At 65.0% G+C, this 22,457-nt stretch carries 24 protein-coding genes; 15 read left to right on the top strand and 9 right to left on the bottom strand.

Going from position 1 to position 22,457, the window contains the following annotated elements; translation table 11 throughout:
- Positions 1 to 133: 133 nt before the first annotated feature.
- A complete protein-coding gene (locus F8566_RS09085) occupies positions 134 to 604 on the bottom strand; it encodes an ATP-binding protein (RefSeq protein WP_192809587.1) in 471 nt (156 codons plus the stop codon).
- 220 nt (positions 605 to 824) lie between these two features.
- On the opposite strand from F8566_RS09085, the gene F8566_RS09080 reads away from it, so the two are divergent.
- The 8 genes from F8566_RS09080 (at position 825) to F8566_RS09050 (ending at position 8,364) form a co-directional block, all read left to right on the top strand.
- Positions 825 to 1,982 (top strand): helix-turn-helix transcriptional regulator, encoded by a 1,158-nt coding sequence (locus F8566_RS09080; RefSeq protein ID WP_151559471.1) that lies wholly within the window; start codon positions 825 to 827, stop codon positions 1,980 to 1,982.
- A gap of 17 nt (positions 1,983 to 1,999) precedes the next feature.
- Positions 2,000 to 2,707, top strand: coding sequence for a 5-formyltetrahydrofolate cyclo-ligase (locus tag F8566_RS09075; protein WP_151559470.1), 708 nt, complete (start codon positions 2,000 to 2,002; stop codon positions 2,705 to 2,707).
- Between the two features lie 144 nt (positions 2,708 to 2,851).
- The gene (locus F8566_RS52845) at positions 2,852 to 3,325 is read left to right on the top strand and encodes a MobC family plasmid mobilization relaxosome protein (protein ID WP_151559469.1); all 474 of its coding nucleotides are present in this window, start codon (positions 2,852 to 2,854) and stop codon (positions 3,323 to 3,325) included.
- A complete protein-coding gene (locus F8566_RS09065; RefSeq protein WP_151559468.1) occupies positions 3,322 to 4,875 on the top strand; it encodes a relaxase/mobilization nuclease domain-containing protein in 1,554 nt (517 codons plus the stop codon). The genes F8566_RS52845 and F8566_RS09065 overlap by 4 nt, the downstream gene beginning before the upstream one ends.
- A gap of 173 nt (positions 4,876 to 5,048) precedes the next feature.
- Positions 5,049 to 5,591: a hypothetical protein gene (locus F8566_RS09060; protein ID WP_151559467.1), complete on the top strand. Its 543-nt coding sequence runs from the start codon at positions 5,049 to 5,051 to the stop codon at positions 5,589 to 5,591.
- A 2-nt stretch (positions 5,592 to 5,593) separates the two neighbouring features.
- Positions 5,594 to 5,866, top strand: a complete 273-nt coding sequence (locus F8566_RS09055; protein ID WP_225992983.1) for a hypothetical protein — start codon at positions 5,594 to 5,596, stop codon at positions 5,864 to 5,866.
- 123 nt (positions 5,867 to 5,989) lie between these two features.
- Positions 5,990 to 6,133 carry an aromatic-ring hydroxylase C-terminal domain-containing protein gene (locus tag F8566_RS52840; protein ID WP_404800282.1) on the top strand — a complete coding sequence of 48 codons (144 nt, stop codon included), beginning with the start codon at positions 5,990 to 5,992 and terminating at the stop codon, positions 6,131 to 6,133.
- 86 nt (positions 6,134 to 6,219) lie between these two features.
- Positions 6,220 to 8,364, top strand: a complete 2,145-nt coding sequence (locus tag F8566_RS09050; RefSeq protein WP_151559466.1) for an MMPL family transporter — start codon at positions 6,220 to 6,222, stop codon at positions 8,362 to 8,364.
- 193 nt (positions 8,365 to 8,557) lie between these two features.
- Here F8566_RS09050 and F8566_RS09045 read toward each other — a convergent pair whose 3' ends face one another.
- The 4 genes from F8566_RS09045 to F8566_RS09030 form a co-directional block, all read right to left on the bottom strand.
- A complete protein-coding gene (locus F8566_RS09045) occupies positions 8,558 to 9,481 on the bottom strand; it encodes an NADP-dependent oxidoreductase (protein ID WP_151559465.1) in 924 nt (307 codons plus the stop codon).
- A gap of 106 nt (positions 9,482 to 9,587) precedes the next feature.
- On the bottom strand, positions 9,588 to 9,983 hold the full coding sequence (locus F8566_RS09040; protein WP_151559464.1) for a MerR family transcriptional regulator: 396 nt from the start codon (positions 9,981 to 9,983) through the stop codon (positions 9,588 to 9,590).
- Positions 9,984 to 10,346: 363 nt separating this feature from the next.
- Positions 10,347 to 11,795 carry a HAMP domain-containing sensor histidine kinase gene (locus tag F8566_RS09035; RefSeq protein ID WP_151559463.1) on the bottom strand — a complete coding sequence of 483 codons (1,449 nt, stop codon included), beginning with the start codon at positions 11,793 to 11,795 and terminating at the stop codon, positions 10,347 to 10,349.
- Positions 11,792 to 12,475 (bottom strand): response regulator transcription factor, encoded by a 684-nt coding sequence (locus tag F8566_RS09030; protein ID WP_449691302.1) that lies wholly within the window; start codon positions 12,473 to 12,475, stop codon positions 11,792 to 11,794. Before F8566_RS09030 ends, F8566_RS09035 begins: the two co-directional genes overlap by 4 nt.
- A 709-nt stretch (positions 12,476 to 13,184) precedes the next feature.
- Between F8566_RS09030 and F8566_RS09025 the strand changes: the two genes are divergently transcribed.
- Complete coding sequence (locus F8566_RS09025) at positions 13,185 to 13,793, top strand: DUF2637 domain-containing protein (protein ID WP_192809584.1); 609 nt, start codon at positions 13,185 to 13,187, stop codon at positions 13,791 to 13,793.
- A gap of 286 nt (positions 13,794 to 14,079) precedes the next feature.
- Positions 14,080 to 14,865, top strand: coding sequence for a hypothetical protein (locus F8566_RS09020; protein ID WP_151559460.1), 786 nt, complete (start codon positions 14,080 to 14,082; stop codon positions 14,863 to 14,865).
- 29 nt (positions 14,866 to 14,894) lie between these two features.
- On the opposite strand, the gene F8566_RS09015 is transcribed toward F8566_RS09020, so the two are convergent.
- Complete coding sequence (locus F8566_RS09015; protein WP_151559459.1) at positions 14,895 to 15,422, bottom strand: type II toxin-antitoxin system VapC family toxin; 528 nt, start codon at positions 15,420 to 15,422, stop codon at positions 14,895 to 14,897.
- Positions 15,423 to 16,389: 967 nt separating this feature from the next.
- Positions 16,390 to 17,121 carry a helix-turn-helix domain-containing protein gene (locus tag F8566_RS09010; RefSeq protein WP_151559458.1) on the bottom strand — a complete coding sequence of 244 codons (732 nt, stop codon included), beginning with the start codon at positions 17,119 to 17,121 and terminating at the stop codon, positions 16,390 to 16,392.
- Between the two features lie 893 nt (positions 17,122 to 18,014).
- On the opposite strand from F8566_RS09010, the gene F8566_RS09005 reads away from it, so the two are divergent.
- The 3 genes from F8566_RS09005 (at position 18,015) to F8566_RS08995 (ending at position 20,432) form a co-directional block, all read left to right on the top strand.
- On the top strand, positions 18,015 to 18,446 hold the full coding sequence (locus tag F8566_RS09005; protein ID WP_225992982.1) for a GntR family transcriptional regulator: 432 nt from the start codon (positions 18,015 to 18,017) through the stop codon (positions 18,444 to 18,446).
- A gap of 53 nt (positions 18,447 to 18,499) precedes the next feature.
- Positions 18,500 to 19,054 carry an HD domain-containing protein gene (locus F8566_RS09000; RefSeq protein ID WP_318836399.1) on the top strand — a complete coding sequence of 185 codons (555 nt, stop codon included), beginning with the start codon at positions 18,500 to 18,502 and terminating at the stop codon, positions 19,052 to 19,054.
- A 232-nt stretch (positions 19,055 to 19,286) separates the two neighbouring features.
- Entirely contained in the window at positions 19,287 to 20,432 is a 1,146-nt protein-coding gene (locus tag F8566_RS08995; protein WP_151559457.1) for an HNH endonuclease, read from the top strand.
- Between the two features lie 30 nt (positions 20,433 to 20,462).
- On the opposite strand, the gene F8566_RS08990 is transcribed toward F8566_RS08995, so the two are convergent.
- A complete protein-coding gene (locus tag F8566_RS08990; RefSeq protein WP_151559456.1) occupies positions 20,463 to 20,939 on the bottom strand; it encodes an NUDIX domain-containing protein in 477 nt (158 codons plus the stop codon).
- Between the two features lie 2 nt (positions 20,940 to 20,941).
- On the bottom strand, positions 20,942 to 21,544 hold the full coding sequence (locus F8566_RS08985; protein ID WP_318836398.1) for an XRE family transcriptional regulator: 603 nt from the start codon (positions 21,542 to 21,544) through the stop codon (positions 20,942 to 20,944).
- A 320-nt stretch (positions 21,545 to 21,864) separates the two neighbouring features.
- On the opposite strand from F8566_RS08985, the gene F8566_RS08980 reads away from it, so the two are divergent.
- Both F8566_RS08980 and F8566_RS08975 read left to right on the top strand, forming a co-directional pair.
- The gene (locus F8566_RS08980; RefSeq protein WP_151559454.1) at positions 21,865 to 22,071 is read left to right on the top strand and encodes a hypothetical protein; all 207 of its coding nucleotides are present in this window, start codon (positions 21,865 to 21,867) and stop codon (positions 22,069 to 22,071) included.
- Between the two features lie 186 nt (positions 22,072 to 22,257).
- Positions 22,258 to 22,449, top strand: a complete 192-nt coding sequence (locus F8566_RS08975) for a hypothetical protein (protein WP_151559453.1) — start codon at positions 22,258 to 22,260, stop codon at positions 22,447 to 22,449.
- Positions 22,450 to 22,457 lie beyond the last annotated feature (8 nt).

The following is a 22,457-nucleotide window of genomic DNA, read 5'->3' as shown; positions in this document are numbered from 1 at the left end:
ACGGTCTTGGTGATCCCGGCCAGCAGCCCATCCGGCCCGACCAGCGACACTCCTTCAGCCTTGGCCCGCTCGATCAGCTCAGCCGCGAGCTGGACATCCAACCCGCTACCTGTCTCGTCCTCATCGTGGTTGGTCACGCATGATCCTTCCCGGCCGGGGCCTCAGCCCCAGCCTTCCGGATCACCACCCCACCCACACGATCTTTCAGACAGTCCCACAGGACGTCGATCGTGAAGAGGCCGCGTCCGCTCTCTGCTTCGAGGTCAGCTTGCCTGATGGTGGGTGGTTTGGGGCTGTGGTCCCATACCTCGATGAGGAGTCGGCGGTGGTCTGAGGCTAGGCGCATCTGTATCGGTGGGACGCCGATCAGGGCGGCGTAGCCATGGTGCTCGACGTCTACGCCGGCTGCTTTGTAGGCATTGGTGACCAGCTCCGACACCAGGAGTTCGGCGTTGCCTGTGAGGTGTGGAAGGTTCCAGCGGGCCAGTGTGTGGCGGGTGTGCTTGCGCGCCCAGCGGGCGGCACTGGGTAGGCAGGCGAACTCCATCTCGTCGCGGAGAGGCCATTGGGCAGGATGGCTGTCGGGCATGTCGATTGCCTTCATCTCGGGATGGCTAGGGCGGATCGTCGAGGTAGAGCTGGGTTGATCACCGTCTGTGCTTGCCTGTTCACGGTGTTCAGGTAAACCGAACGGCGGCAGCGGTGGACGGGCCAGAGCGGTGGAGGAGCATCGATGTGGCATCCGTGGCGCATCGTGTGGATTGACCTGCCGAGACGGGCAGAAGACTGGGAACGTCAGACGCAGGACGTTAGGAGGCCGCGGTATGGCGCTTAAACGACATGGCCTGGCGCGGAAGCGCCGCTCTGCGGGGCTCAGCCAGGAGCAACTCGCTGAACGGCTGGGCGTCGAGCGTTCAACTGTGGGCCGCTGGGAGCGGGCAGAGACTAATCCGCTGCCCTTCATTCGGCCTCGTCTGGCCGGTGAGCTACGGACTTCGCTGGAGGAGCTGAGTGTTCTCCTCGACGACGTTCGTTGTGTTGAGCCGCAGCGAGATGAACGCCTGACACATGTGTTGGGCAATCCGGCTGGTGTTGACCTCGTCGCTGCTGCTCAACTACGTCAACGCGTGCAGGCGCTCGGCGAGGAGTACGACCGGGTGCCATCGGCCCTGTTGTTGGCAGCCGCAGGGCAATGCCACGGGCAGGTGACCTTCCTTCGGCAGAACGCTCCCAGCGGGCGGGTGCTTCGCGAGTTGCTGGAAGCTGAGGCTGAGTCGGCCACGCTCATGGGGCAGCTCGTCTGGGATGCCTCGCAACGGCGTGATCACGCGACCACCTTGGCCTACCTCGACGCTGCTGTTGAGGCGGCGCGGGAGGTCGGCAACGGCTTTGCTGAGGCGCATGCTCAACTGCGCAGGAGTTATGTCGCCCTCTACGGACTGCGTGATCCGGGCAAGGGGCTGGCGCTCGCCGAGTCCGCCGCTCGGGCCGCGAAGAGTGTCAGTCCTGCGTTGGTCGGTATAGCGCTGATGCATGTGGGGGAGGCGCATGCTATGTATCAGGAGGCCGTGAGCTGTGAAAAGGCGCTTGGGGCGGCGCTCGCTCAGTTCGACAGGAGCAGCGACTCCGACCCGGCCGTAGAGTTCTTCACTCCTGACGATCATGGGCGCTTGGCTGGCTCCAGCTATCTGTTCCTTGGACGGCCGGAACGGGCTGTCGGCACCTTGGCTCCGCTGCGCCGGGATGGCAAGAAGGCCAGCGCCATTGTTCTGGGCAACCTCAGCATCGCCCACATCCGGACGCGCCAGCTTGACGCCGCTTTGAGCTGTTTGCATGAAGCCATCAACGTTGTTGAGGCAACACGGGGCGGCGGAGGTATGAACCTGGTGTTTACCGCCGGGCGTGAGTTGGCTCCTTGGCGTGATGAGCCAGCGGTCAAAGAGATCAATGACCGGCTGCTGGCCTTGATGACGGCGGCCTGACCGCGTACGAATCAAGGATGGGCAGCGACCAGGCCAAGCATGAGGTGCGGGATCGTGTCTGGGATCTGTTGGAGAGGGAGAGAGCGGTTCGTGAGCCCGGCGTTCACGGACACATCCCTGACTTCGTTGGGTGCGAGCGCGCGGCCGAGCTGTTGGCGTCGCTGCCTGACTGGCGATCCGCTCAAGTAGTTAAGGCCAATCCGGACCGGGCGCAGTTGCCCGTCCGTGCTCGTGCGCTTCGAGAGGGCAAGCTCGTGTACATGGCCGTCCCGCGGCTTGCCGACGAACGGCCGTTCTACGAGTTGGACCCGGATCGGCTGCCCGTTGAGGTTGCCACCAGCAAGGCGGCTGAGGCCCAGGCGCCGAAGGTCACACCGAGCCAGATGCGTCCGGTCAATCTGGTGCTGTGTGGGTCGGTTGCAGTCAACCGCCAAGGCGCTCGACTCGGCAAGGGCGCCGGATACTCCGACATCGAGTTCGCCCTGGCGCAAGAAGCCGGGCTCATCGATGCGAGCACCATCATCGCCACCACCGTCCACGACCTCCAGGTTGTGAGCGAGTTCGTGCCCGAGGAAGAGCATGACTTCCGTGTCGACCTCATTGTCACACCGAGTGAGGTAATTCGATGCGCCCCATCGCGCCGACCCTCGGTCTTGAGGTTGGAACGCTTCGCCGCTGACAAGATCGCTGCTATTCCCGTTCTGGCCAAGCGTGCTTCGGACTAATCGTCAGGGCGTGATGCTTCGGGGGATTGAAACTCTCCAGGAAGTCGCGATCGGCATTGAATGGCAGTGAGGCCGACCTGCTGATATTCGCAGCTGATTTTCGAGGGCTGCAAGATAGGCTTGCGTGGCCACCATTGTGGACTTATGGAAGTCAACAATGCACACTGGTTGGAGGACCAGGCGCGGTCCCGAAGATCAGTGGGAGGTGCCGTCACGGGCGACGAGGGCAACAAGGCGATGAGGTTGGAGCGCCGCTCCCGCACAGGCCAGGGCCGTCGACGAGAACGAACGATGAGGTTCCGTGTCAGTGACGATGAGTACGAAGAGATCTGTGAAGCGGCTACCAGAAAAGGAATGGCGTACAGCGCGTTCATCGTGAACGCTGTCCGGCTTGCCGCTCCTGATGAGCCTATCGGCGCACTGCCGGAGATCTGCGAGGAGTTGCGGGCAGCTGCGAGGCAAGTGAATCGCATCGGGGTAAATCTCAACCAACTCGCGCGGGTGGCGAACTCGGATGGGAACGTACCCGAAGAGCTGACGGCAGCTCTTCACTACCTGACGAGAGTTTTGCAGCGGCTAGAGTCTTCGGCAGTCGAAGTGGGGCGTCGTCTACGGTGATCGGAAAGGTGACCCGCGGCCAGGACGTGAGGCCGCTGCTCCATTACCTGTACGGCCCCGGTCGCAGGAGCGAGCATGTCGATCCGCACCTGGTCGCGGGTTTCCGCATGCCGATGGCCATGGAACCCGGATGGACGCCTGATGGCAAGGCGGACGTCCGGCACCTGGCCGATGTCTTGAGCTCGCCACTGGACACGTTGCGGCATACACGCCTGAACGATCCTGTGTGGCAATGCTCGATCCGGACTGCCCCGGGTGACCGCACGCTGTCGGACGCCGAGTGGGCGGACATCGCCGAAGCAGTGGTCCACGAGACCGGCTTTGTTCCGCGCGGCGACGAGGCGGCTTGCCGGTGGGTGGCTGTTCGTCACGCCGACGACCACATTCATATCGTCGTGGTGCTCGCTCGTGAGGACGGGCGGAATCCCTCGGTCCGGCGCGACTATCTGAAGGTCCGGACGGCCTGCCGGACCGTCGAGGAGCGCTATGGGCTGACGCGGACTGCGCCGACGGACCGAACCGCAACACCTCGGCCGACTACGGCTGAGGTCGAGAGTGCCCGGCGTAAGGGCCTGAGCGAACCACCGCGCGACACGTTGCGCCGGACGGTGGTGACAGCGGCGACCGGCGCGGCATCCGAGAGGGAGTTCTTCGCTCTGCTGCAGGACGGCGGCACGTTGGTCAAGCAGCGACTCAGCAAGGTCAACCCAGGTGAGGTCACCGGATATGCGGTTGCCCTCGCAGGTCATGCCAACCAAGGCGGCGAACCTGTTTGGTTCTCTGGTGGCAAGCTCGCACCAGAACTGTCTCTGCCGAAGCTCCGTCGACGTTGGGGCGCCGGACCGGGCGGACCGGCGGATGGACGGTCCGGACCGCCGGTCCGCGGTCCGGGCGGCCTCGGCGGACCGCGGACCGGCGCCGGACTGACCCACGCGCAGCGGGCCGCTATCTACCAACTCGCAGGCAAGACCGCGGTCGCCGCATCTCAGCAGATGCGCTGGACCACTGATCCAAACGCGCGGGCGGATGTCGCATCGGCCGCCTCCGATGTCCTGCACGTGGCCGCGGCGATCACACAGAACGGGCAGCTGGCCGAAGCAGCGGACTCGTACGCGCGAGCAGCTCGTGAGCCTCATGGGCAGCGGCCTATTCCGACGCGGCATGGAGGTGCGCTGCGCCTGGCCGGCAGAGCACTGGCGATCGCGTCCGTGGGACGCCGTCGGGACATCACCCTGGAGCTGGCAGCACTGCTGATGGTCCTTGCTGACATCGCGGACAACTTCGCCGAGCATCGTGCAGCGCAGCGGCGTCTCTTCCAGGCCGCAGCCGCTCGTACGGCTTCCACATACATACGAGGCGTCGGCCGTGCTGTTGCTGCTCACGCCGCGACCAAACCCTCTGTAGCAACCGCGGCTGACAACCCTGCCCACTTCGTAACGGCGGACTTCCCCGCTCCGCTGGGGCCGCAGCTCCTCGATCCGCGCGCGGTGCCTCTGCCCGGGCATCGCCCGACGCAAGTGCCGACTCCTCGGCCGGGGCGAAGCCGATGAGTGTTGAGTGAGATCCCGAAAGAGACATCGATCACTGTCATCACTTATAGTTGATAGGCACTGGCGCGTCCTCTTCGCCGACAGGACGATGCCTTCTTCGAGAGAGGAGACCGGCATGACCACCACGAGCCGCATCCCCATGGATGCCCACCTCTGTCCCAAGGAGTGCGATCATGCGCAACGAGCCCCAGGGATCAACCTCCCGAGCCCATGACGATTCGTCCACCGAGCAGCTCGCTCGCGACCTGTACGAGCGGGTCCGGCAGCTCAACCACGCCACAAACGGCCCACCCGGTCTCACGCAGCCCGGCACCGTCTATACGGTGCTCGGCAACCTCGGCGCCGCCGCGTACGGCCTCGATCAGACCATCGAGCAGCTCAACGACTTCCTCCTTCACGAAGAGGAGCAAGGTCGACTCGGTCACGACCGCGACGAAGCGACCGCTCCCGTCCTTCAGGAATGCGGGCGGGCGCTCTCAGCCGCACGTAAGCACAGCGGCGGCCTACACGCAGCGCTCAGCGAAGCCCAAAGCGCGATCAACGCCATCCACGGCGGCCCCGTCTCCCCGCACAACTCTCGTACCCGATCCCCCGTAGAGCTCGCCGCCGAGGACTTCCCGGTCTCGGTCCAGCAGGCGTCCTCGCTGCTTCGTGGCTCTGACCGACAACCACCCCAAGGCGCCTCCACAATCCGTCCCGTCCGGAAGGACGGCTGAGCATGGAACCGATGAGCCGCGAAGAGCTACGCGCTCTGCCGACCACCACGACCATCGAGGTCGCGGCCCGCGCACTGGGGCTTGGTCGCACCCGCGCCTGCGAACTCGCCAAACGCGGCAGCTTCCCCTGCAAGGTGATCCGTATCGGAACCAGCTACCGTGTCGTCACCGCTGACCTCCAACGCCTGCTGAGCGAGCAGCAGACGAGCTTGACCGAGATCAGGGACACCGAAGCGGCTTCTGCAAGTCGTTCGGTGTGGCCGCCTCGACGGTGATCGCCAGCTGAAGGGCGGGCTCCACCAGGAGCCCGTCCTTCGCCGTTCGCTGGCCGCCACGACCGGTGTATCCAGCCCGGACGACTCCTGCTCGGTTAAGTCCTGGTGCTGTGATGTCCGAGCATCTGCGCGGCACGCGCCAGGTGCGAGTGCGGTGCACTTATCCGGCCCAACGGCTGTGTCGCCTGGGCATTGCTTACCGGGCGGGACCTCGACGCCATCACGCTGGTGCGTGCGCTGGGCACGTGGTTCGGCCAACCTCCCTGAGCACCGTATTAACGGTCGTCTCAGGTTCGCTCGGTAGCAAATAGGCATCCAGATCAGCGATGTAACCCGTATGTAGGAGGCCAGTGATGGCAGTCAACGCAGCGCCGCCCGGGAAAGTGCCGGGCGGTCGGTTGGCAGGCCGGTGGGTGCCGTGGTTGGTGATCGGCTTGTGGCTGGTGCTGGCGGCAGGCATGGTGCCGCTGAGCGGAAAGTTGAGCTCAGTCACCACCGACAGCGCCGTAGACACCCTGCCGGCCAGTGCCGAGTCCACCAAGGTGGCGGTGCTGGACGACAGTCTCCCCGGCGGTGACGACAACACGTTCGTCTTCGTGTACCACCGCGCCGGCGGCATGACCGACGCCGACCGCGCGACGGTCAAGCGCCACTACAACACCCTTGCCAAGCGGTACCCGCCGAAGGCGGCGGCCGGCGAGGACGACGAGGGCCCACCGACGAGCCCCTCCACCGACGGCAAGGCGATGATGTTCACCCTCGAGGTGAGCACGACCTACGGCGGACCGGAGGACATCGTCGGCCCGTTGCGGGACGCCGCGAAGGACCGCCCCTCCGGCCTGGAACTCGACGTGACCGGCCCGGGCGCGATCGACGGCGACATGGACGCCGTCTTCGACGGCATCGACGTGCAGGTCTTGCTCACCACCCTCGTCGTCGTCACGCTCCTGCTCATTCTCACCTACCGCAGCCCGGTGTTGTGGCTCATCCCGCTCGTGGCCGTGGGCGCGGCCGCACTGACCGCGATGGGGACCGTCTACCTGCTCGTCAAGGGCTTCGGCATCGTGGTCAACAACCAGAACTCGGCGCTGCTGACGATCCTGGTATTCGGCGTCGGCACGGACTACGCGCTGTTGCTCATCGCTCGATATCGGGAAGCCCTGCACCACCATGAGAACGTCCGGGTCGCGATGGTCCACGCGCTACGCGGCGCGGCGCCGGCCATCGTCGCGTCCGCGGCCACCGTGGTCGCCGGCCTGCTCTGCCTGCTCGTCGCGGACCTGAACAGCACCAGCGGGTTGGGCCCGATCGGCGCGGCCGGCATCCTATGCGCGCTGGTGGCCATGCTGACGCTGTTCCCGGCGGTGCTCGTGGTGCTCGGAAGGCGGATCTTCTGGCCGGCCATCCCGCGGTTCAGCACGGTCGTGGAGGAGAAGCCGGGGCTGTGGGGACGGCTCGGCACCGCCATCAACCGCCGCCGGTGGGTGGCGGCGCTCAGCTCGCTCGGAGTCCTCGGCGTGCTCGCCATCGGGCTGGCGGGCAACACCGGCGCCCTGCGTGAGCAGGACCAGTTCCTGTCCGCGCCGGAGTCGGTCACCGGCTTCACCGTTCTCCGCCAGCACTTCCCGGAGCTCGGCGGCCAGCCGATGACGATCTTCACGCGGCCGGCGTACCAGGAGCGGGTGCTCGACATCGCCAAGGGCACTCGCGGTGTGGCCATGGCCATCCCGGAGCAGACCAGCGGTGGCTGGGCCAACATCTCCGTGTTCCCGAAGGACGCGCCGGACACCGTCGCGGAGTACGACACGATCAAGCGGGTGCGCACCGCCGTGCACGCGGTGAGCGGGGCGGAGGCGATCGTCGGCGGGCCGAGCGCGGAGAACCTCGACACCGAGGTCACCACCAGCCGCGACGAGAAGCTGGTGATCCCGCTGGTGCTCATCGTCGTCCTGATCATCCTCGGGCTACTGCTCCGAGCGATCGTGGCCCCGCTGGTCCTGATGGCCACCGTGATCGTCTCATTCGCCGCAGCCTACGGCGGCAGCGTGTTCGTCTTCGACACGATCCTCGGGTTCAAGGGCATCGACTATTCGGTGCCGCTGCTGGCATTCCTGTTCCTGGTGGCGCTCGGCGTCGACTACAACATCTTCCTGGCCAGCCGGGCTCGGGAGGAGACCGTGCGTCTGGGCACCAGAGAGGGCATGCTCAAAGCCCTCTCCGCCACCGGTGGCGTCATCACCTCGGCAGGCCTGGTCCTGGCGGCCACGTTCGCGGTCCTCGTCACACTTCCGCTGGTGATGCTGATCGAGGTCGGGTTCCTGGTCGCCTTCGGCGTGCTGCTCGACGCCCTGCTGGTGCGGTCGGTCCTGGTGCCCGCCCTCACCCTGCTGATCGGCCGGCGGATCTGGTGGCCGAGCCGGCTGTCCCGTCCAGCGGCGGAGCTGCCGGACGGGCAACAGTCGCTCGCCGACGACGAGGAGCCCACGCTGCAACGGTGAGCGCGGCGGCACGGACGAGATCCGGGACGGGGACCCAAGCCCGTCCCGGATCTTTTCATGGGCCCGACTGTCGGCGTACGCCTGAACGTGCTCAACCCCGTACAGGTGAATGTGCTTAGTTGGTGATGCGCTGACCACGGGCTCTCGTCAGTCCGCGATGGACGGTCGACGGCGTCGGGCGGCTGGGCACTTCTCATGCCACCTTGATGACGACCTTGCCCGAGGTGTGACCGTTCTCGACGGTGGCGAGGGCGGCTGGGGCGTCGGAGAGCGGGTGGACCGCGGTGATCACGGGTGCGAGGATTCCGTCGAGGGCCAGCCGGGCGGACCGCTCCAGGTTCTCGCGGTCGAGGCGCCGCTCGATGAAACGCCCACCGAGATCGGGCACGGACATATCACCCACGGCGATGACGGTGCGGGGATCGCGGGCCAGTGGAGCGACCGTCCGCAGCGAGGTGCCTCCGACCAGGTCGACGATCCCGTCGAAGGCGTCCGGAACCAGCTTGCGTGCCGCGGCGGCGACGTCCTCGGCGGTGTAGTCGATGAACCGCACCCCGATGGCTTCGGCGTGCTGGCGTTTGGCGGCGCTTCCGGTGCCGATCACACTCAGTTCGCGGGCGAGAGCCAGCCGGGCGACGGCGAGACCGACTCCGCCTCCGACCCCGTTGACCAGGATCGTGGCACCGGCCGGGAGGCCGAGCTGGTCGAGCGCATCCACCGCGGTCGTCCCGGCCACTGGCAGCGTTGCCGCCACGGTCGCGGACAGACCGGCCGGGATGCGCGCGGTGTTCGGCGCGGACAGCACGGTCGTCTCGGCGTAGGTGCCGCCACCAGTGAGTGCGAGGCCGAAGACCGCGTCACCCACCTCGAGCCCGTCGACGTCCTCGCCCCGGGCGAGAACGGTTCCGGCTGCCTCCATGCCCAGCACGCGGGGAAACGGACGCCCGCCGTCGAGCCCGGGGACCAGACCCGAACGCACAAGGTGGTCGAGGGGGTTCACGCCGGCCACGTCGACCCGGATCAGCACCTCGCCGCGACCGGGAACGGGATCGGGGCGATCGAAGAACTCCTGCACCTCGGGCCCGCCATACCTGCCGAAACCCCATGCCTGCCCCATTTTCTGCTGCCTCTCGTGTGACCGGCCCGGTGGTTCCGGGCGCTGCGGCCATCCTCACCCCTCACATCGATGTAAGGGGCAACCGGTTGTGGGGCAGGTCACAGCATCAGGCCGACTGTGCCACCGGTTCCGGGGTCGTGGACAGCTCCGCCCGGTGCCGGATGTTGGCCTTGATCAGCACGTCGAGTGCATCCCGGGTCTCGATCAGGTGCGCGATGTCGGCGTCGATCCGGTCGCGCTCGCGCATCATCGCCGTGAACGTCTCCTCGGCGATGCCCAGGTCACCCGGGACGTCCACACACGGCAGCACAGTCGCGATCACCCGGCTGGACATACCCGCATCGAACAGCTGTCGGATGAGCGACACGCGCTGGACCGCGGCATCGGAATAGTGACGCTGCCCCGCGTCGGAGCGTGAGCTGGTCAGCAAGCCCTGCTCTTCGTAGTACCGCAGTGAGCGCGGACTCACGCCCGTGCGCTTGGACAGTTCGCCGATCCGCATCCCTGAGAGCCTACGCCCGCGTGCTCCAGGTTCAGACCCCCTCCGGCGAGTCATGGACGCTCGCCGACACCGCCACGGCCGCAGGGTCGTCGTCCCGGTCCCACGACTGAACACATTCGTCTGTACGTGCCTGAGCACTCTTCTCAGTACGCCGACACCGACGGTCGCCGCCCTTGGTCCTGCGCCACACGCCGGGGCTGGGGTCGGCACATCGCGGTGTCCTGCCCGGTGATGGGCCGCTTGTCCTGCGCCGTGCGGCCGGGGCTGGGGTCGGCGCACCGTGTCCTGCTCCGACGGTGAGCCGCGCGGGGCCATGCCCGAGGGCCGCCGTCCCTTGTCCTGCGCCGCGCCCCCCGGGGCGGATCAGCGCTCCGCGGTGTCCTCCCCAGCGGTGAGCCGTGCGATCGGGGCGGGCGGGGCCGCGGCCGGAAGGTCGACCCGAAGCAGCGCGCCACCGCGTGCGGAGCGGGCGACGGTGGTCCGGCCGCCGTGGGCGTCAACGACCCGCTGCACGATCGACAGCCCAAGACCGGATCCCGGCAACGCCCGGGCGCTGTCGGCACGGTAGAACCGGTCGAACACCCGCGGTACGTCGGCGGCGTCGATACCCGGCCCGGCGTCGTCGACCTCGAGCACCGCCGACGCGCCCTCGGCACGGAGCCGGACCTGGACCGGCTGGTCCGCGGGGGACCACTTGCCGGCGTTGTCGATGAGGTTGAGCACCGCCCGCTGGAGCGCAGCGGGACGCCCGCTCACCCACACGGAGGTCACGTCGAGCGCGACCTCGATGTCGGGCACGCGGGAACGCGCCCGGGTCGCGGCGGCCACCACCACGTCGGCGAGGTCGAGCAGCTCGGTGCTCTCGTCGCTGACGTCACCGCGCGCCAGGTCGGTCAGCTCGGCGGCAAGGGCGCTCAACTCGGCCACCTGGGCGCCGAGATCGTTGAGCAGCCGGGTCCGGCTCTCCGCCGGCAGTGCGCTGTCCAGGGTGCCGCGCCGATCGAGCCGGATCAGCAGCTCGACGTTGAGGCGCAGGCTGGTGAGCGGGGTCTTGAGCTCGTGGGCGGCGTCCTCGGCGAGCAGCCGCTGGGCCCGCCGGGAGTCCCGGAGCGCGGCGAGCATGTCGTTGATCGACTGGATCAGCCGCCGGATCTCCCCACCGCCCTCATCCGGGATGTCGGCGTCGAGATCCCGGGTGTGCGCGACACGTACCGCGGCGGCGGTCAGCCGGTCGATCGGTGCCAGCCCGGTCCGCGCCACGGTCAGCCCGACAAGGGCGCCGCCGACCACGCAGAGCAGCCCGATCAGCAGCATGCCCAACCCGAACTCGGTGATCGGGTTGTCGTCGTCGGCGACGCCGGCCACCTGGACCGCGCCGTCGCCTGCCCGCAGCGTGTAGATGAAGTAGCCGTCGCTGTCGTTCCACTCCATCAAATCGGCCGACCCGCCCTGCGCCACGCGCCCGGCGTGCTCGCTGACCGGGGGCAGCGCGGGTTGGCCGGCCGGCGTCCGGGTCGAGCCGTCAGGCAGGATGACCCGCACCAGCCGACCGGATCCGGGATACGGCGGTAGCTGGACCTGCGCCAGACCGGCGCGCTCCGCGTTCGTCGCCAGGAAGCGGGAGTCGACGCGTAGCTGATTCTCGGCGGTGTCCTGCAGCTCCCAGTTCAGTAGCTCGATGCCCACCTGGAAGGCCACGAACACGCTGACCGTGATGGCCGTCGCCGCGATCACCGTCAGCCTGGTCCGCAGCGACCGCCGGCGCCACCACCGGGTCAGCCGGCGCGGTTCCCGGCCGGCGGGCCTGCTCACGGAGGAGTCTCCCGCAACGTGTATCCCAGGCCGCGCAGCGTGTAGATCAATCGGGGCTCACCCTCGGCCTCCATCTTGCGGCGCAGGTAGCTCACGTATACCTGGAGGTTGTTGGCGGTGGCGCTCATGTCGAAGCCCCAGATCGCCTCGAACAGTGCGTCGCGGGTCAAGACCCGGGTCGCGTTGCGCATGAGGACCTGCAGGAGGGAGAACTCGGTCCGGGTCAAGCGCAGCGGCCGCCCGCCCCGCCAGGCCTCGAACCTGTCGGGATCGAGCCGGACGTCGGCGAACGACAGGATCTGCGACTCCCCGTCGGGCGGCGTACGCCTGCGCAGCAGGGCCCGCACCCGGGCCAGCAACTCCTCGGTGGCGAACGGCTTGGGCAGGTAGTCGTCGGCGCCCGCGTCCAGCCCCGCGACCCGGTCGGAGACCTGGTCACGGGCGGTCAGCATCAGCACCGGCAGATCCCGGCCCGCGGCCCGCAACCGCCGGCAGGTCTCCAACCCGCCGAGGCGGGGCATCATCACGTCGAGGATCAGCAGATCCAGCGTGTCACCGCCGGCCCCACCGACCCCGTCGAGCACGGCGAGACCGTTGGCGACGGTGCTGGTGTCGTAACCCTCGACCTGGAGCACCCGCTCCAGCGACTCACGGATGGCCCTCTCATCATCCGCGATCATGATCCGCACGCCGGCCCGCCCCCTTCCAGTCGATGCATTGCCGCTCATTGTCCCCGACCAACCTGAGGCCAGGATTAGAGGCAGTGCTGCTACGGGCGGGTGGTCACGTTTGAACGACCGCGCTGCTGAGGATGAGGGGAAGTAAGGGTTCTGTGCCTTCGGCGGCACGGACGGTGTCGGGGGTGACGTTCAAACCCACGGACGAATGACGGACAAACGATCAAAGGCCGGTTCCTGGTCTTCAGGAACCGGCCTCTGAGCTGGCGTTTTCTGTCGGGGTGGCGGGATTTGAACCCACGACCTCTTCGTCCCGAAGCAACGCAGGCGAATCGACCTACATCGAGGTCAATGCAGAGCCCAACGGGATGCCTCCTCACCAGCACGAACGCCTGATTGAGTCGCGGTGAGTCGATCGCGGTCCCACACCCTCCTAATGGCGGTGGCTCCCCGATTGGCTCCCCGCGGCTCCCTCCAGGCGGGAGAGGAGCCTCATGCCAATCAAGATCAAGACCGACCACATGACCCTCACCGTCAATGGCACCGTGACCGCGGAGGCTACCCGCATCGCCGGAGCCTGGCACGTCACCACATGGCCCCACCCTCTCGACTACAACCGAGCCTTCACGGCGCTGACTCTCGCCGAGCGCCTCGCCACTGGTCACCCCCGAGACGGACCCGTTCGTCATCGCGTGGTGAGAGGAGCTGTCCGGTGCCTGACCGCCTCACCCGAGTCACCACCGCTCTAGCCGTGGCCCTCGTCGCAACGGTGGCCGCCGTGATCTCATACCGCCACGCGTACGAGTTGGTGCGAACGCACGGCGAGACCGGCATCACTGCGTACCTCGTCCCACTCACCATCGACGGCCTCATCTGGGCGGCCTCTATGGTCATCCTCGACGCAAGCCGCCGGAACCAACCCGCACCAACGTTGGCCAAGTGGAGCCTCGGCGTGGGCATAGTGGCGACGATCGGAGCCAACGTGGCGCACGGCCTGAACCACGGCCCCATCGGCGCCCTCGTCAGCGCATGGCCGGCGCTGGCTCTCGTTGGCTCATTCGAGCTCCTCATGATGCTTACCCGAGCCGCCACCTCACCGGCGCGGACGACCAACCAATCCGACCCCTCAGCACCAGTCCCAGAGGAGGCCGACACTGTCCGCACCACCCTGGAACACAGCCCCGAGGAAGCGGTTCTGGCTGACTACCTTGCCAGCCTCAATGGTCCGGGCAGGCCACTCTCACAGCGCTCGCTAGCCGAGCGCCACAACATCGATCGCCGCAAGGTAAAGAAGATCGTCTCCACCGTGGCCCAATCCTGAGCCACTGTGGTGCAGAAAGGCCCCCGTCGATCTTGATAACCGCCGGGGGCCAGCTACTGTTACTGGACCTCAGGTGAGGATCAGTAGGAGCAGCGTCGCAGCGCCAGCGAAGGCATCACCGGCATACAAGATCGAACTGAGAGCGGACCTGGCTCGATGAGGAACCTTCACGCGCCCGGACTGCCAGCGGGGATGGCAACGAACTCCTGCTCAACAACGTCGGAACCTCGCGATACAACCGAGAGTCGAAGATACTGACGTGGCACTTGGACGGAGGATCGTGGTCATGCCCCTCAAGGCTTACCGTGTGATTAGCGCCAAGATGGTTGATCAGCTCGCTCGTCAGCTTGACCTTGCCGTGGACATCGAAACGACAGTGGAAACTGAGCTCAACGGCGGAATCACCGGCATTGGTTCGGGGCGACGGAAGTCGACCAAAAGAGTAAATCCGAGCTCACTAACGGACCCGCGCCTTGTTGAACAAGTGGTCGACGGGTTGCGAGATAATGGCCAGCTGAAAATATATCGCCCTGAGCGTCTGCAGGATCTGAAGTCAAGACAGTCGACATTTGTTCACGAAATTGGCATAGTTGGAACGCCAGTTTTTCTTCCCCTTAAAGACGGGGCTGATGCTGCTTCGGGGATGGATAGTTTGACGGTATGGGTATTTGAGCCAGTCGGCCCGGCTGGATTCATCGACTCCGAGCCCGACGGATCGTGGGCATGGGATTGGCAGGGTTCATACCTGTTCCTCATTGAGGAGCACATTACACACCCAGAAGGCTTGTATTATCTGTCAGGTGTTTCGGCATTGAGATGTTTGGTCGAGATGGCGGGCTATAATACGCGGCTCTCGTGCGGCCGATTTGGAGAGGATGAATTTGGACGAGACAATCCGGCGCACCCAATTGATAAGCTCCTCTCCATTGGAGGCGTTCGCGGACGCCCCCGCCCCATCGAGGCCGTATATCGGATAGCCGCAATGACGGATGAGCAGGCGACTATAATAAATGGAAAGAAAGTCCGACTGAACGATATTCTGGCCTACCCGCTCTATATTGCCGACTGTTGATAGAAACAATTGCCTGGCGAGGTAGGTCGCTAGGGCTCGACGTGATCAAAGAGTGTGGGCTCCCAAACATCCAGAGGGCGCTCAATCTTCATCTTGTCGATCGTGTGGCCAAAGGGAAACCCTCCGTCTTGTGACATAAAGTAATCACATTTTGCGCGGCATGCCGCAGCAAGGTGCAGAGCGTCAGTGGCACCGAACGGTCTCTTGTCTTGGTCGTGAAGATGCCCGTACTGCTCGCGGAGCCTCGCGGCTTCCCTTGCGGTGAATCGATCTATATCAATCCAGAGAATGCTGGGCGATGTAAACCACGACCGAAGCATTTCATCGACATTTGTCGATCGCTGACGTCGCTCTTGCGTCTTTCCGTTGCAGAGAACTTCAGCCTCGATCAGGGCCGAAGCTGCCAGCAGTATTCTACCTGAATGCCATGCCTCGAATAGCCTTTTTGCCGGCTTCCAGCGGGGCTCATCGGTCCCTGCCTGGAGTTGTTCATTTCGAGTAATTAGGTCAAGGTAGACACAAGAGTCTGCGTAGACAGTGGGAGGGTTGTCAGGCACGCCGAGCCTCCTGAATGTACTCGTCTACGGCCTGACCCCCTAGCCAGTTTCTATCCGAGTCAAGAAGGTCGTTTACGGATGCTCGTTCAATGTCGTCTTCTGGCAATAGCTCCAAGCCGTCAATTTTGATACGAACCGGCTGGCCTCGTTCATTTCGCGTAACGCGACCTGACGCTAGCACCCGCCTTCGCCAAAACTTGTCATGAGCTTCGTCGGCCATCTCGGCAGATATTTCACCTGTTACCGCCCGCCTTCGCAGCGGGTCATACAGGCCAACTCGAAGTCCCCTTCTGCTGAGGCGACGTGCATTCATGGAATCAAGCCATCCAGACACGGAACCAAGCGACTCCTGAGTGCCAATTACCGCACGGCGTGCATTCATGCGAACCGGATCGGAGACCGGCACGAGTTGGTGCGTCCCTCCATTTACTGTGGCTAGGGAAAGTTCTTTGACCCCATGCCCCGGCTCGCTGATGTCAAGGAGCCGTTCAACGGTGCGCTCACTATAGTAATCTGGGACAGCAGGCTCACTTTGCAGTGATTCAACACCCGCTACTAGTGCTTCGACGGAGGCGAGTATGGAAGAAGCGGGACGTTTCTGTGTCGCGGCTGCCGTTACGCGCACTACTAGGTCAAGAGACTGATAGTGCAATTCGGCTACGACCCATTTCGGGCGGGTTCCGCGTATGAGGTACGCCCGATCGATGTCGGTTAGGGCCAAGCGGACTTGATCCAGCGTCATAGTCAAGCGACGTAGCTCGAGCGGGCCGTCGGCTGGCCGGATCCGCACCTCCAGCGCGGTCGTCTTCATACCGCCACGGTATCCGGGACCTCTAGGGAAGGCCACGACACCCGCGTCTCTCATGCCGACCTCCGAAGCCTGTGTCTGTTTTGGTTATCCCCAGGTGCCAGCGCGGTGTTTCCCCCTTGGCCATGATCGGCCCGCCTCCTCAGAGCGATAGGTGCCTTACTTGATCGCAGCAGCGCTCGACCAGACGTGATCGAAGCTGGCCAGGTATGTGCTTGCCATGTCGTCGTCCGCCACAAGTCGCAGGTGGAGGACAGGGGCATGGGATGCGGGGACGCCGTAGGCGTGGGGGTTGATTAGGAGATCGTCGTCGGCGCGGTAGATCGAGTTGTAGAGGACCGTGTTGTGGAGGCGTATCTCGACGCCTTCGACTTGGCGCAGAGGTTGGCAGAGGACCAGAGCGTTGCGGATCTTGGCGGCTAGCGAGTCACCTACACCCTCGTCTTTGCCGCGCTCGGTGATGTGGGAGCCGTTCGGGTCCCCGAGGAGGATGCGCACATTGACGCCAGCGTTGGCTCTGGTGGCGAGTGTGGTGAGGATGCCGGTGTCTTCGGCGAGGAACAGGCCCGCGTACGCCAGGATGCCGATCTCTCGGCGGGCCCTGTCGAAGAGATGCAGCCACGCGCCGCGCGGGACGGCCCAACGGTGCGGGTAGGTGGCCAGAACTTGCGCTCTGGGTGGCTCGGGAAGCGGCCGGGTTGCGGTGAGGTGTGGCCACAGGTCTGCCTCGGGGAGATTGAGCAAGGTGGCGACCTTCCGGCGGTGTCTGGGGTAGGGGGTGCGTCCGGACAGCCATCGACTTACGGTCTTGGGATCGACGCCGAGACGTTGGGCTAGGGCCTCCTCGGTGATCTGAGCGTCTTCGAGCGCGCGTCGCAACAGGTCGTTCACCGGAACTCCCGGAGGGCGAGATGTTACGACGCTAACAGAAGACGTCCTAGACGTCCCTAGGTGCCCGTAGAGAGGTCCCAGGGTGAACGCGAGGCTTTCAGCACGTGGCAAGGGCCCTCGGGCCTGGCCACCCTTCGCCCGCGACTACGCCACCAGGGAGGCGTCATGTCCATTGACAAGCCCCGTGAAACCGACACTGCTCCCGGGTTGCCCGGCAAGGTGAGCCGCGGTGAGGCGCGCCTCGCTGCTCTGGGCGCGCACCTTGTGGCGCAGCGACTCGTCGCTGATCTTGCGTCCAACGGGTTGGTGGTACGCAACCCCGAGGCGCGGGGCTGTTGTGCTGACAACCCGACGTTGGCTGACACGATCACGTGCTCCCCCCGCGCTGAGGACGAGGGGCGCCTGTGGTTCTTCACTTCGGCAGGTGAACCGATCTCCGATGCATCCCAAATCACTGAGGCTCTGGTGTGGGTCAAGGGTCATCTCGCTCCACGACCGGAACATGCCTGGTCTCAGTGGGGAGTAAGTCGCTGATGGCACGTCCGCCGGGACGCCACCGCCGGCCCCCGAGGCAGGCGCGCCGGTCTGACGCCCCGTCCCCGGCTGCCTCTCTGACTGGCACGGTGGGGTGGTCGACCTCCGCCCCTGACTCGTATGCGGCGGTGTCCTACCCCACCGTGCCCACCGGCTTGCCGGACGTCTCGAACGGTCCCCGCCATGGCAAGCGCCGCAGGGGGCTTGGCCGCCGCATCATCGCCGGCCCTATGGACCTGGGGTGACGAGCGACAACTACGTGTGGGCTCGGGAGGCTTCTCCCGAGCTCCACACCTGTGATGGGACTGGATGGGACGAGTGTCATGAACCGACGCGGGACGCCGTGGGGCGCCTACGCCTTGATCACCTTCAAGCTTCGAGAGCGCCTCACGGACGGCACGTATCAACCTGGGGATCGTCTTCCGAGTGAACGCCTGTGGTGCGAAGAGTTCGGCGTCACCCGCAACACCTTGCGCCGTGCCCTGGCCGAGCTCGAGTCCCTCAAGCTGATCACGGTGGTCCCCGGCTCAGGCCGTATCGCGGGTGATCCCGATTCGGACGAGGTCAAGGCCGCAGGCCCTGCGTACGAGCGCATAGCTGCCGACCTTCGTGAGCTGATCGAGAACGGTGAGTACGGTGAAGGCGACCCATTGCCGAGCGAGTTGAAGATCAGCAAGCTCTACGGCGTCGCGCGGTACACGGCACGGCAAGCGCTTGCCGACTTGGAAGACGCTGGACTGGTGAAACGTGTCCCCGGCAAGGGACGGTTTCTTCGGCCAAGACGTCCCTAGATGATCCGCTTGCGTCCGTGGATGTCTGCGAAGGTGGCCGTAGCGTCGGGGACATGAACAACATGGCCGAGTGGGCGCAGGAAATCGCGCGTCAGCACCTGGAAGCGCCATTGCCTCGCCGTTGGGCGCATACTCAGGGCGTCGCACGTCAGGCACGTAGCATCGGACCCATCCTTGGCGACCGCGCTGACCTCCTTGAGGCGGCCGCGTGGTTGCACGACGTCGGGTACGCGCCGGACCTGGTGGTGACCGGCTTCCACCCCTTGGACGGCGCGCGTTATCTCCGCGACGCTTCCGGGGCTGACGACCACCTGTGCCGCCTTGTCGCGCACCACTCCTGCGCGTTGGTGGAGGCACACGAGCGTGGCCTCGCCGACGAGCTGATCCGCGAGTTCGGCCGTACTCCACCCGAGCTGACTGAGGCGCTCGTCTACTGCGACATGACCACCAGCCCGCATGGCGAGGAACTCTCCGTTGAGGAGCGCCTCGCCGAGATCCTTGATCGCTATGGAGATGGCCACGTGGTCAGCCAAGCGATCACCACTTCGTCGCCGCACCTAGTGGACGCTGTGCACCGCGTTCAGGAGGAGCTCTCGACTCGAAGTTGAGGTGCCGTGACTAACCCTCTCGATGGCCCCTCAACCCACACTGCCAGCGAGTTCGCATTCCTCAGTGGTGGGCCTTCGGCCAACTGCTTGACCACGTGGCGCCGTTCGCAGGAGCGACGCCCCGATGACGCCTGCGCAGGTGGTGAGATCGTTACTCCCGGCGGAACTCTGGGACGGCCCCTGATCTAGCTCTCGGCCCTGAACTGTCGGCTGGCGCTTGTACTCTGTTCTCGTGGCTGATTCGCGTCCTGACATTCCCCAACCAATGCGCCGGCAGGTCTTTGTCGAAGCCGGGCATCGATGCTCTATCCCCACTTGTCGAGCGCACCCCCTAGAGATCGCCCACATTGTTCCCTGGGCTAAAGTTAAAAAGCACGAGCCTCAGAATCTTATCGCGCTTTGCCCTACCTGCCACACGCGCTACGACCGAGGCGAGATCGATAGACAGTCGATGCTCATCTACAAACGGCAAAACCAACTACTCGTACAAAATCAGGCCGAGCTGAATTTGGCGCGTTCCTCCTCCAATGAGCAACTCGCCACTCCGCTGCCGGAACCGGATCCAAATTCAATTGGAATGCCTGCCGCACTTCTGGAATCTGCCCTCAGCAAGAGAACTGTGGAGCTTGGTGACTATGAGCTGGTATGGCCACCCCACCTCTTTGTGGAGGAGGTGGTTCGTATCATCGGCGGCAGCCAGAGGGTCCGTTCCGGTGATGAAGCATTGGTGCTTCTTCTGAGGGAAGCATTTAGAGACGACAACGTGGCAGAGGATTTCAGCGGCCTTGGTGCTTCAAGGGTCCTTGGTGATGACAAGTCTTGGAGCATCACCGCGAATGCGTTCATCCGCGAAATCGTGATGAGAGTGCAAGAAATTCCGATGCAAAGCTCTCCGCGTCCCTATTGGGGCCAGTCCAGAGGTGGAGTTCAGTCCTCTGGAGAGCCGGACATGGCAAAGGCGCGCAATCGATTTGCGGCTCTTGTTTCTGATCTCAGCCAGCGGGGCTACCTAAGCCAAGCCTTCCCTGAGCCTTGCGTGGATGACCACGGCGAAGACTTCAATGCTGATCCGAACTCGGAGATTGAGAGAAGGATTGGCATGCGTAATGCGTGGCCTCTGGATCCCAATTCTTGGAATGAAGATACCTTCTTTGCGATCATGGAAGTCTTTCACGATCTCGTCTCCCGGCCCCGCAAAGCCTTCTATCACTCCTACAATAGCTGTGGCATGCACTACTCAAGCTTCGCTACAGAAATTGGCAGGAAGCTCTATAGGTGGAGGCTCAATAGAATTCTAGAAGAGGCGAGAATTCCTTACCGACTCGGGGACTCGGGGGAGGCTAAAGGACGCCTTGTGTCGGCCCGTGTAGCCCAGTAGTCCGCCAAGCCTGGGTGCGATGGCAAGGCTTCAGGTGATGACGGGTCGTTCCGGGTCGGCCAAGTAGTGGCCGATGCGGAGTTGCATTGAGCGGTCCATCTGGCGGTCGGTGGCTTCGGTCGGCGGGATCCAGCGGACTTCCCGGGACTCGTCGCTCGTCTGTGGTGTGCCCCCGGTCGGTCGGGCGGTCAGCAGGATCGAGAACTCCTGGCGGACCTCGTCGTTGCTCGTGTAGTGGATCACGTGCTTGGGGTCGCTGTAGATGCCGACCAGGCCGGTGATCTCGCAGTCGATGCCAGTCTCTTCCTTGGTCTCCCGGATGGCGGCTTGCGCGACCGATTCGCCGAGGTCGATCGCGCCGCCGGGGAGCGCCCAGTTGTCGTTGTCGGTGCGGCGGATCATCAAGATCTCGCCGTGCTCGTTGGTGACGACGACGTTGACGGACGGGACGAGGCTGTTGGCCTTGGGGGCGTTCGGGTCGTCGTAGTAGTCGATCCTGCGGCCCATGCTCAGCCCTTCGTCGGTAGCGGACGTGCGCCTTCCCAGACGCGTTCGAAGCTCTCCATGTAGGTGCCGACGATCTCCCCGCCGGGGATGCGGCGCAGGTGCCAGATCGGCGCGTCGTACGCGGGCACACCGTAGACGTGGGTGTTGACGAACACCTGGTCATCGGCGAAGTAGATCGAGTTGTAGAGCACCGTCCTGTGCACGCGTGCCTCTACGCCGTCGATCGCCATGAGCCGCTTGTAGAGGACGAGGACGTTGCGGACCTTTGCTGCCATCGCTTCGCCGATACCCTCGTCTGCGCCCCGTTCGGCCACCTGCGGTGACTCCGGATCGCCGAACAGGAGGCGAACTCGAACGCCGGCCCGTGCTCTATCGGCGAGAGCGCGTTGGGCCTCGCTGTCCTCGGCAAGGAACATCCCGCTGTAGACCAGGATGCCGATGTCGTTCTCAGCGTCTGAGAAGAGACGTCCCCACGCGTCCCTTGGGACGGCCGATCGATGCGGGTAGACGGTGACGATCTCGCTGCTGGAGAACGAGGCCACCTCGTCGTCGCTCAGCGCATCCGGCCACAGGTAGGTCTCGTCCGTTTTGAGACGCGAAGCCACAGCAAAACGATGCCTTCGGTAGGGCGTACGGCCCTTGGTGATCCACCGCTCGACGGTCTTGGGATCAACCCCTAGATCCTCGGCGAATGAGGCCACGGTCAACCCCTGCTGAAGTATCGCGGCCCGAAGGCGTTCGTTCGGCATTCACCCGTCCGGATCCCGGGACGTCCAAGGACGCCGACAACCCTACGAGGACGTCTTGAACAGGTCCAGTCAGGTAGTGATCTCGTCCCACAGGTCAGACGCATTCTCTTCCCCGTAAGGCACACCGCCCGAGCCGCCCCCGCCGGAACGGGCCTTACGAGAAGAGGTGATCTCTCATGATCCTTGTTCTGGCTTCGATCATCGCTGTCTTCCTCGCCGGCACCACCTGCGGCATCTTCGCCATGCTCGTCATCGGCATCCACGCCGAAGAGCGCCGCACGACTCGCAACGGCGACCGGTCGCGTACGGGAACCGCTTCCCGCTGCCTGCTGTCGACGCAGACCGGGGACGACGTGCCCGTCCGCGTCAAGGCGGGGCGGTGAGCCGCATGAGGATGCCGACCATCATCACCGGCTACCGGTGTCCGTGCGGAGCCCGACTCGACGCTGGTAACCGCCGCTGTCGCAAGTGCCGGTCCCGTGCTCGGTGGCACCGCCGCAACCAGGGTTCCCGCCACCCCGACCTCTGGCTCTGATCGCCCGACTCCGGGAGAGGAGGTGAGACGAGCAATGAACGTGTCGATTCCACTGGTAGCAATCCTTGGCGCACTCGTCTGGGTCGCCTGGCGCTACATGGGACTACGCGCTTGGCACATTGCGGTGTCCCTGCTCTTCGGCTTCTGTCTCGCTGCGACCAGCGCCGCACCAGAGATCAACCGCGTCGTGGCCGGACTGCTGAACATCCTCGGCGTATCCAAGTAGCGGCTACG

It is taken from the genome of Actinomadura rudentiformis, assembly GCF_008923185.1.
In the GTDB taxonomy this organism is placed as follows: domain Bacteria; phylum Actinomycetota; class Actinomycetes; order Streptosporangiales; family Streptosporangiaceae; genus Spirillospora; species Spirillospora rudentiformis.
The sequence above is the reverse complement of the archived record's forward strand: the minus strand, read 5'-3'. Positions and strand labels throughout refer to the sequence as shown.

Coding starts and splice junctions, on each gene's coding strand:
- F8566_RS09085 (WP_192809587.1), bottom strand. CDS start 604: ATGAAGGCAATCGACATGCCCGACAGCCATCCTGCCCAATGGCCTCTC.
- F8566_RS09080 (WP_151559471.1), top strand. CDS start 825: ATGGCGCTTAAACGACATGGCCTGGCGCGGAAGCGCCGCTCTGCGGGG.
- F8566_RS09075 (WP_151559470.1), top strand. CDS start 2,000: ATGGGCAGCGACCAGGCCAAGCATGAGGTGCGGGATCGTGTCTGGGAT.
- F8566_RS52845 (WP_151559469.1), top strand. CDS start 2,852: ATGGAAGTCAACAATGCACACTGGTTGGAGGACCAGGCGCGGTCCCGA.
- F8566_RS09060 (WP_151559467.1), top strand. CDS start 5,049: ATGCGCAACGAGCCCCAGGGATCAACCTCCCGAGCCCATGACGATTCG.
- F8566_RS09055 (WP_225992983.1), top strand. CDS start 5,594: ATGGAACCGATGAGCCGCGAAGAGCTACGCGCTCTGCCGACCACCACG.
- F8566_RS09050 (WP_151559466.1), top strand. CDS start 6,220: ATGGCAGTCAACGCAGCGCCGCCCGGGAAAGTGCCGGGCGGTCGGTTG.
- F8566_RS09045 (WP_151559465.1), bottom strand. CDS start 9,481: ATGGGGCAGGCATGGGGTTTCGGCAGGTATGGCGGGCCCGAGGTGCAG.
- F8566_RS09040 (WP_151559464.1), bottom strand. CDS start 9,983: ATGCGGATCGGCGAACTGTCCAAGCGCACGGGCGTGAGTCCGCGCTCA.
- F8566_RS09030 (WP_449691302.1), bottom strand. CDS start 12,475: ATGATCGCGGATGATGAGAGGGCCATCCGTGAGTCGCTGGAGCGGGTG.
- F8566_RS09020 (WP_151559460.1), top strand. CDS start 14,080: ATGCCCCTCAAGGCTTACCGTGTGATTAGCGCCAAGATGGTTGATCAG.
- F8566_RS09000 (WP_318836399.1), top strand. CDS start 18,500: ATGAACAACATGGCCGAGTGGGCGCAGGAAATCGCGCGTCAGCACCTG.
- F8566_RS08990 (WP_151559456.1), bottom strand. CDS start 20,939: ATGGGCCGCAGGATCGACTACTACGACGACCCGAACGCCCCCAAGGCC.
- F8566_RS08980 (WP_151559454.1), top strand. CDS start 21,865: ATGATCCTTGTTCTGGCTTCGATCATCGCTGTCTTCCTCGCCGGCACC.
- F8566_RS08975 (WP_151559453.1), top strand. CDS start 22,258: ATGAACGTGTCGATTCCACTGGTAGCAATCCTTGGCGCACTCGTCTGG.